Annotated in this window: 9 protein-coding genes and 1 tRNA gene; 3 read left to right on the top strand and 7 right to left on the bottom strand. The window is 51.8% G+C overall.

What is annotated here, in order from left to right; genetic code table 11:
- The 3 genes from H5U36_07690 to purC form a co-directional block, all read right to left on the bottom strand.
- A partial coding sequence (locus H5U36_07690) for an FIST C-terminal domain-containing protein (protein MBC7218004.1) occupies window positions 1-926 on the bottom strand: 926 nt, incomplete at its 3' end.
- Window positions 927-1015: 89 nt separating this feature from the next.
- Window positions 1016-1091: transfer RNA gene (locus H5U36_07685), tRNA-Arg, on the bottom strand.
- A gap of 17 nt (window positions 1092-1108) precedes the next feature.
- Window positions 1109-2131 carry a phosphoribosylaminoimidazolesuccinocarboxamide synthase gene (gene purC, locus H5U36_07680; protein ID MBC7218003.1) on the bottom strand — a complete coding sequence of 341 codons (1023 nt, stop codon included), beginning with the start codon at window positions 2129-2131 and terminating at the stop codon, window positions 1109-1111.
- A gap of 78 nt (window positions 2132-2209) precedes the next feature.
- Here purC and hisZ point away from each other — a divergent pair, with 78 nt between their 5' ends.
- From hisZ to hisD, 3 genes are read left to right on the top strand one after another with little or no spacing between them, the layout of a single operon-like run.
- A complete protein-coding gene (gene hisZ / locus H5U36_07675; protein ID MBC7218002.1) occupies window positions 2210-3391 on the top strand; it encodes an ATP phosphoribosyltransferase regulatory subunit in 1182 nt (393 codons plus the stop codon).
- Window positions 3388-4059: an ATP phosphoribosyltransferase gene (locus H5U36_07670; protein ID MBC7218001.1), complete on the top strand. Its 672-nt coding sequence runs from the start codon at window positions 3388-3390 to the stop codon at window positions 4057-4059. The genes hisZ and H5U36_07670 overlap by 4 nt, the downstream gene beginning before the upstream one ends.
- A complete protein-coding gene (gene hisD, locus H5U36_07665) occupies window positions 4016-5335 on the top strand; it encodes a histidinol dehydrogenase (protein MBC7218000.1) in 1320 nt (439 codons plus the stop codon). The genes H5U36_07670 and hisD overlap by 44 nt, the downstream gene beginning before the upstream one ends.
- 8 nt (window positions 5336-5343) lie before the next feature.
- Here hisD and speE read toward each other — a convergent pair whose 3' ends face one another.
- From speE to H5U36_07645, 4 genes are all read right to left on the bottom strand, one after another.
- The gene (gene speE / locus H5U36_07660) at window positions 5344-6162 is read right to left on the bottom strand and encodes a polyamine aminopropyltransferase (protein ID MBC7217999.1); all 819 of its coding nucleotides are present in this window, start codon (window positions 6160-6162) and stop codon (window positions 5344-5346) included.
- Window positions 6131-6511 (bottom strand): adenosylmethionine decarboxylase, encoded by a 381-nt coding sequence (gene speD / locus H5U36_07655; GenBank protein ID MBC7217998.1) that lies wholly within the window; start codon window positions 6509-6511, stop codon window positions 6131-6133. Before speD ends, speE begins: the two co-directional genes overlap by 32 nt.
- A gap of 7 nt (window positions 6512-6518) precedes the next feature.
- Window positions 6519-7244 (bottom strand): polyphenol oxidase family protein, encoded by a 726-nt coding sequence (locus tag H5U36_07650; GenBank protein MBC7217997.1) that lies wholly within the window; start codon window positions 7242-7244, stop codon window positions 6519-6521.
- Window positions 7234-7511, bottom strand: a 278-nt coding sequence (locus tag H5U36_07645) for a tryptophan synthase subunit alpha (protein MBC7217996.1), incomplete at its 5' end; no start/stop codon positions are given. The genes H5U36_07650 and H5U36_07645, both read right to left, overlap by 11 nt.

Genomic DNA, 7511 nt, shown 5'->3' with positions numbered 1-7511 from the left:
AAAATCAGAGCAAAAAGGGGATCCTCCACGGAGGTCTTTGCCTCCCTGGCTGCCTCTTTTGCTGCCTCAAGAAGGCTTTCTCTTTCTCCTCTCATGATGTACCCCACGGCTCCCTGAGGTACACTCGCTCCCACAAACCCCATGGCACCGTCCGAGGTAAAATACGCAGGATCCCGAATGAGGAACTCCCCATATACATTGGGGAATCCCAAGGGGTAGAGAGCTCCAACCCGAGGAAGATCCTCCTTGGGGAAATCCCCTACCCGCTCCCGGTATGCTTCAAAAGGAGAAATGCCATCTATTGCAACCACTTCCCTTCCCCGGGTCTTTGTGACCACAAGGAGTTCCCGGGTCGGAGACCATCCGTGTGCAGCAGAGGAGGAGAAGGCAATTCCACTGAAAACCCCGATACTCACGGGTCCATCTGCACGTCCCCTCTCGGTGAACCGGAATTCTCCCGTCCCTCCCCCAAGGTAGAGGAAACGAGGACCAAGAACGTTGTACAGACCCTGAAGGAAAAGAGGAACCTCAAGGGAAGGGTCAGAAAGCACAAGGACAGTCCCTTCCTGAATAGAGGCTCTGCGAACCATCTCCCCGGCATTTTCCCCCAGAGTGTATGGGTCACTTGCATCCCCCTGGGGAACAAATGTCCGGGCCTCGAAATCCTCCCCAGAGAGCGTGCAAACCACAATTCCCTGGAAAAGGACTTTCTCTCCTGCAATGACACCCGAAGCAGAACACCCAAGAATTCTCGCAGAGGGAAGAGCTTTTCTGAGTACTTCTACCAGGACATTGGGATTGTACTGAGGGGTGGCAAAGAGAAAGGCAAAGGATGGCTTGCCGCTTTCCCGAAGAGCAGCAAGCAAAGCCTCCTGAACCGCTTTCTCCTCACAAGGGGCAGTACTGACACCGAGTCCTACTTTCACGAAGAAACATCCCACAGTTCCCCAAGAGTGGAAGTATTATACCACTTTCGTAGACCAAGAGGAGAGCAATGAGAGCAATGCAAGGACCTTGGTGCGCCCGGCGGGACTCGAACCCTCAACCTGCGGTTTAGGAGACCGCTGCTCTATCCTTTGAGCTACGGGCGCACCGGGCATGTTTTATTTTAAACAAGCTGGCGGAATTTATCAACAATTTCCTCGAGGGAGGGAACACCGGGAAACCATTCCCGCTGCGTCAAATCCATGGCTATGCGCTGGTACAGCCAGCTCACAAGCTGGATGAGGTCTTGTGGGAGCGAAGGAGGTGTACTCGCAACGTAAGCCTTCCAGTCGAAAGGATGGTCTTCCTTTGCCCTCTGAACTTCCTCGTACCACTTCGTCTTACGGTAGAAAGAGCGAAGGATTTCCTTACTCATGGGCATACCCTGAAAGGTAAAACGGCACTCATCAGGAGTCCCCACCACATCCACAAGGAGGAGATTGCGTTTTCCATCGAGAGCGAGTTCGATTTTCCCATCTTCATTCTCTATGCCTATACGGCGCATTTCCCGGGTGATGAAACGGTCCACAAATAGGAGCATCTCCTGGGCTCTTTTCACTTCTTCAGCACTGAGAATGCCCAACTCCTCAATCAAGGACCAGTTCACGTATCTATCCCGCTCTTCAAGCTTTGTAGAAACCTCAAGAATCGGCTCAGGGAGAAATGTCCCCGGAGGAGGTAGTTCAGTAAGCCCAAGGGCTTCTAAGGTTACCTTTCCTTCGGCAACACGCTTTCTCAAGCTCGATCCCTCGGGAAGAGTGTTGCGGTAAATGAACTCAAAGGGGATGAGGAAATTCCCCCGCAGATATCGGTACAGTCCATAGTCGTATCCTGTTTCCGTACGGGAGGGAAGAATGACGCGAAAAAGCTGAATATGCATGGTGTTTGCCGGTTCCCGAAGCTCTGAAAGCCTCTTAACCTCTCCTTCCTCCTCAAGACCAAGGTAGTGGGTACGAATACCGGCTTTCTCAAGCTTCTCAAAAAAATAGGCACCAATGAGGCAGAGGGACATCCCCTTGTACGGGATGGTATCAGGCATCTCCCCCCAGTCGAAAACAGAGTACCGGTCAGAAAAAACGAACTTGCCTCGACCAGGCTCCTCCTCACGAGGTGACGAGAGAACGACAAGGTCTTTTACGCTTCCCATAGGGTTCCTCCAAGTTCTTGCAAAGCGCTGCAAATACTTCTATACTTTTTTCAACATTATAGGGAAGGAGTAGAGAAATTGGAACTGGTTTTGGGAACGAAAGACGTATACCCCTGGGAAGCAAAAATCCGCAGAAGCATAGAAATGCGCCTTCGGGAACTCTTCGAAAAATGGGGCTACGTCGAGGTCGAACCACCAGTGCTTGAGTACTACGCCACTTTTGAGAAAACGATGAATGAAGAAATGAAAGAACGCACCTATAAGTTCCTGAATCGGGACGGAAAACTCGTTTGCCTGAGACCTGAGTTCACCACCTCTTGCGCCCGCATGCTCTCTCGGAGCAATAGCGCTCCTCCCTTTCGGGTATACTACAGCGGCAAGGTCTTTCGCTACCCTTCTTCTCCTTTCCGCACAGAAAGCGAGCTTACCCAGATAGGGCTTGAGTGTGTCGGCGGAACCAGCCCCTCAAAGGATGCCGAGGTTATTGCTCTCGCCATCCTCGCCCTTAAAGAGACGGGGATACGGGATTTTGAAATCGACCTGAGTCATGCGGGGATCTTTCGAGGAATCCTTGAGCATTTTCCTCTCCCTTCTTCCCGAAAGGAAGAAGCCAAAATCGCTATGAAGAAAAGAGACTTTGTCGCCCTGCAGAGGCTCTGCAAAGATGCGGATCCAGACCTTTTAAGGTTTCTTCTCCGCCTTCCCTTCCTCCGTGGGAAAAGGGAGCTCCTTGAAAGCCTTTCTTCCCTTTTTCCTGAAAACTTCGGATGGCAGAGGGCGGTACAAGAGCTTCGTGGCGCCTGGGAGATCCTTGAAGATTTCGGCCTCTCCGCGTATCTTTCCATTAACATTGGACTCGTGCGGGACTTTGACTATTACACCGGCGTTATATTTGAAGGGTTTTCCCCTCAAGTGGGATATCCCCTCCTTGCCGGAGGAAGGTATGATGAGCTTCTCCAGGCCTTTGGGAAAGATTTTCCTGCTTGTGGTTTCGCGCTCTTTCTTGAGCGAATCCTTGAAGTCCTCCAGAAGGAGTCCTCCTGGCAAGGAGATTGGTGTCCCCCTTCTCTCCTTTACCCCTCCTCCCTCCGAAGAAAGGTTTTCCAGTTTGCCGAAAGAATGCGAAAAAAGGGGGTTCCTCTCGTCATGGAGGAAATCCCAAGTGGGAAAATCACCCTCGTGACCACGCAGGGTTCCTTCTCCTTCGAGAGTCTTGAAGAAGAAGCACTTGAACGCCTCCTTGAGGAGGAAAAGCTGTGAAGAAACTCACTCTCACCATTCCCACTGGAAGATTGAAGGATGAGGTTTTAGAACTCCTTTCTCGTCTCCTTCCTGCACCTCTTGCCCTTCCCCCTCGACAGCTCGTCATCGAGGACCCTTCGCTCCCCTGGCGTATTATCCTCTCACACCCAAAAGACGTGGCTACCTATGTTGAGCATGGTGCTGCAGATCTTGGTTTCGTCGGCAAGGACATACTCCTTGAGCGAGGGAACGAAGTCTACGAGCTTTTGGACCTGCACATCGGAAAATGCATTATGGTTCTTGCCGGACCCGAAAGCGTAACGAAAGAGGATCTCCTGAAAAGAGAACACCTTCGTATCGCCACCAAATACCCCCACTTCACCCGCCAGTACATCCAAGGGCAAGGGATGCACGCTGACCTTGTCGTTCTCTATGGGTCGATTGAACTTGCCCCAGCTATAGGTATTGCCGACGGCATTGTTGACCTCGTATCCACAGGAAAAACCCTGCGAGAGAACCGTCTCCACATTCTTGAAGAGATTGTCCCCATTTCCACTCGCCTTGTTGCGAACCATGTGAGCATGAAAACAAAAACCATGGAAATCGAGGAATTCACAAGAACTCTAAAGGAAGTGATTCCCTATGAAGATCGTCCTGAAGCCACTCAGAGAACCTCAGGAAGTTAAGGAGGACCTCAGGATAGGTCGCCATGTCCTTTATGAAGCTCTGCAAAGGGTCGAGAAGGACGTCCGAAAAATCATTGAAGACGTCAAAGAGAAAAAAGACAAGGCCTTGCGGGAGTACACGAAAAGGTTTGATGGATGCGAGATCACCGAATTTCGAGTTACCCAAAGGGATCTCGAGGAAGCCTGGAAGGGCGTCTCAGAAGACTTCAAAAAAGCCGTAACGGTTGCCGCTCGGAACATACGAGCTTTCCACGAGCCCCAAAAACCTTTGCCTTTCTTTATTGAGCGTTCCCCATCTCTCCTTGGAGAGGTTGTCCGCCCTATTCGGAGGGTGGGTTGCTACATTCCCGGAGGAAGATTCGCCTACCCCTCCTCGTGCCTCATGACGGTCATCCTGGCTCAAATCGCAGGAGTGGAGGAAATCGTGCTCTTTACCCCTCCTGCAGAGAACGGAAACGTTCCTAAGGAAACCTTGGCTACCGCTTTCTTCTTAGGGGTCCAGGAAGTGTACCGGGTAGGGGGAGTTCAAGCTATTGCAGCGGCGTGCTTTGGAACTGAAACCATCCCTCCCGTGGAAAAAATCGTAGGCCCAGGAAACATTTACGTCACCGCGGCAAAAAGAATCCTCCAAGGCATCGTGGGCGTAGACATGTTAGCCGGTCCTTCAGAAGTCGTCATCATTGCCGACCGACATGCTCCCCCGGAGTGGGTTGCCCTTGACCTCCTGGCTCAAGCAGAACACGATTCCCTTGCACTCAGTGTCCTTGCATCTCCCAGCGAAGCCCTTCTTCTTGAGGTCAAAAAGCACCTCGAGAGGGAAATGGCCAACGCCCCTTTCCCCCTTGAGGGAATCGCGCCGATTTTCCTCTACCAGGTCGAAAGCCTCGAGACGGCAATAGACCTTGTGAATTTCCTCGCCCCAGAACACGTAGAGGTCATGGTGGAAAACCCTCTTGCCCTTCTTCCCCGCCTCCGCAGAGGTGGAGCGTTCTTCCTTGGATCTCATGCCCCGGTTGCCTTAGGGGACTACGGGTACGGACCCAACCACGTCCTTCCCACCGGAGGAAGTGCCGCCTTCTCTTCTCCCCTCTCGGTTAGGGATTTCTGCACTACATCTTCCTTTATTTTCCCTCTTCCTTCCGATCCATCCCTTGAGTACGAAACCTATGCAACTCTTGCCCACTACGAAGGACTCTTCTTCCACCGCCGGTCGCTTCTTGCCCGTGTGGGGAAGAAATTCCTCACGGATGTCGAACGAGAATGGGGGAGGATGTAACCTTCCCCCTACCTGAACATCTCTTCAAGAAAAACGGGAAGCACAAAAGCTGCCTGGTGAACCCGGGCGGAATAGTAGCGGGTCGGAAAGGGTAAGTCTCGTTTGCTCTGTGTTGGATCGTACTTTTTGGAAGCGATAACGTAGCTCCACACACCCCCAGGGTACGTCGGCACAAGTCCCCAGTAGAGACGGAGAATCGGAAAGACACCAAGGTGTCTCCAGAGCTTTTTCACTCGTTCGGCTTCGAAGAAAGGCGGCTCCATTTGGGAAACCAGAACTCCTTCAGGAGAAAGACGCTCATAGGCTTTCTTGTAGAACTCGGGGGAAAAAAGGGGTTCTGCTACTCCCCTGGGGACAGGATCCGTGGAATCCATAATGATAACATCAAAGGTCTCTTTTGTCTCCGCAATGTACTCTGCTGCATCCCCGATATGGATTCGAAGTCGAGGGTCATCCCATTTCCCAAGCTGGGGAAAGTACTTCTGGCAAACTTCAATGACGCCCTCGTCGATATCCACAAGCACAACCTCTTCTACCGGGTGCTTCAAGACCTCCCGAGCTGCTCCCCCATCTCCCCCTCCAACAATGAAGACCTTCCGAGGGTGAGGATGCGTCACCATAGCGGGGTGTACAAGCATTTCATGGTACATGAACTCGTCCTTTTCTGTGGTCTGAACAATGCCATCAAGGAGTAGAACCCTTCCGTAGAGATATGTGTCGATAACTGCAATTTCCTGGAACTTCGTTCGTCCTACAAAAAGCGTTTCCTTGACCTTGAGCGCCATCTGGTAGTTCTCAATGTAGTTCTGGACGTACCAGAGTTCCATCCCCTTTTCCCACTCCTCTCTCAAGCTCTACGATCTTAATATCCTGAGGCTCGAAGTACCGCTCAATAAGGGGCACACTGGTTCTGGGATCACAGGACGTACCGAGAAAAATGTCCAGTGCTGCATACCCGTACTCAGGCCAAGTATGGATAGCAACGTGTGACTCCGGCATCACGAGAAGACCGCTCAGCCCGTAGGGCTCAAACTGGTACACATGGAGAGCAAGCACTTCTTTCCCATATGCTGCTGCGAGATCCCGAAAAAAATTCTCAACTAACCTCGCATCGTTGAGAAGCTTTGACCCCACGATCTCTACAAGAAGATGCCTCGCCACCGTTTCCGCATGCAATACATCCTCACCCCCTTAGCCCAGCAACAAGAAGACACCTCTTCTCAGTGCGATCCCGGCGGAAAGAGTAGAAGAGGCTTTCCTCACAGAAGGTGCAAAAAGAACTCACTTCAAGATTCTCCTCCCTTACCCCCTCGCTCAAAAGATCCGCCACCACAATACCTTTGAGGTCCACAAAGGCTTTTTCCTTTTGCCACCGAACCCATGCCCCTTTACCCTGGGCTGCAAAGATCTTTGCAACCTCTTCTCCTACCTCGAAGCAGCAAGGACCAATCGCTGGCCCCACACCTCCAACAAGTCGAGACGGACTAACAGAAAAACGCTCCCGCATGGCTTGCAGGACTCTGCGGTGGATTCCCCGAGCAATGCCTCTCCAGCCGGCATGTACAAGGGCCACAACTTCACTTTCTGGAGCAAACAAGAGTAGAGGCACGCAATCGGCAACGAGTACGCCACAGTAGAAGCCCCTTCGTCTCACAAGCACTGCATCCGCCACACGGCAAGAAGCATTGTACCATACCTCATCATCAAAAACGAGAAAATCTGTACCATGAACCTGGTAGGGCACAAAAATGGGACCAATCCCAAAGAGGTGGGAAATTACCTTCCGTCCTTCCTCGGTTCGAACATCGTAGGGAGTACGGCGGGTTACGAAGAAATGTTCAAGATGGGGAAAACCAGAAAGATTCGCAAAGCGAAGGACAAGTGTGCTCTCTCGTTCCTCAAAATGCATACCCGGGATCTCCGTCCAGGGCCTTTCGGTACGCTCGAACAAGACGAGCAAAACCTTCCATAAAATCCCTCTTATCCTTGTGTTCTATAATGTACTCCAAAAGGGCTGAGCCGACAATGACTCCATCAGCGTAAGTAGCAACGTGTGTTGCCTGCTCTGGACGGTGAATGCCAAACCCGGGAAGAACAAGGACGGAGACACGGTTTTTAACGTATGTAATCCGTTCCTCGAGGGCCTGAAAATCGACCTCCGTCTTCACCGTTACAC

The sequence above is a fragment of the Candidatus Caldatribacterium sp. genome (assembly GCA_014359405.1).
Classification (GTDB): domain Bacteria; phylum Atribacterota; class Atribacteria; order Atribacterales; family Caldatribacteriaceae; genus Caldatribacterium; species Caldatribacterium oleiphilum.
This window is presented reverse-complemented; position numbering and strand designations above follow the sequence as displayed.

What these genes read in the sequence shown, in the direction of transcription:
- speE (MBC7217999.1), bottom strand. Translation starts at nt 6,162, where the DNA reads ATGGAACTCTGGTACGTCCAGAACTACATTGAGAACTACCAGATGGCG.
- purC (MBC7218003.1), bottom strand. Translation starts at nt 2,131, where the DNA reads ATGGGAAGCGTAAAAGACCTTGTCGTTCTCTCGTCACCTCGTGAGGAG.
- hisD (MBC7218000.1), top strand. Translation starts at nt 4,016, where the DNA reads ATGAAGATCGTCCTGAAGCCACTCAGAGAACCTCAGGAAGTTAAGGAG.
- H5U36_07650 (MBC7217997.1), bottom strand. Translation starts at nt 7,244, where the DNA reads ATGCATTTTGAGGAACGAGAGAGCACACTTGTCCTTCGCTTTGCGAAT.